Here is a 756-nt window from a genome sequence, read left to right as displayed (position 1 = left end):
ATCTTTTTTCTCTTCGTCAAGCGGTTGAACTGTATGATTTTTATCAACGTCAAATATCAGCTTGCGACCAAACAATTGCAACGACATTGGATGCAATCGAAGGTCCGGAAAATCTTGATGACTTACCTCCCCAAAAGCGAAGCTATCGAAGAAAAGACAAGATGTTGCCATTTAATGCCAGAGAAGATCTATACAAGATCACTGGAACTGATATCACAAAAATTGACGGAGTTAAAGAAACAATTGCGTTAAAAATTATCTCAGAAATCGGAACTGACATGTCGGCGTGGCCGACTGTCAAAAACTTTGCCTCTTGGCTCTGTTTATCCCCTGGGAATAAAATTTCAGGGGGGAAAATTCTCAGCAGTAAAACCAAGACGAGTGCTAACCGAGCAGCTTTGGCATTTAGAATGGCAGCTTTTTCTCTAACAAAGTCAAAAAGTGCACTTGGAGCTTTCTATAGGCGTAAACGTTCCCAACTTGGCGCACCAAAAGCAATTACAGCTACAGCCCATAAAATAGCTCGCCTTGTATACTCCATGTTAAAATATGGAACGGAGTATGTAGATCAAGGCCAAGATTACTACGAAGAAAAATATCGTGAACGAATTGTCAAAAATTTACGTAAAAAAGCAAAAAGTTTAGGCTTTAAGATGGTACCCCAATCGTAAAAAATTAGTTGTATAATTTCAAGTTCTTAAAAACCGTTACTTAGAAGATGAAAGTTTACCCCGAACTTACTTTCACCGTTGAAGA

Annotated in this window: 1 protein-coding gene; it reads left to right on the top strand. The window is 38.6% G+C overall.

Annotation, left to right across the window (positions count from 1 at the left end; translation table 11 throughout):
• Positions 1-671: transposase (locus AC3LHT_RS10625; protein ID WP_488662880.1), on the top strand; the 671-nt coding region annotated here is incomplete at its 5' end.
• Positions 672-756 lie beyond the last annotated feature (85 nt).

The organism is Kosmotoga sp. (assembly GCF_982836095.1).
This window is presented reverse-complemented; position numbering and strand designations above follow the sequence as displayed.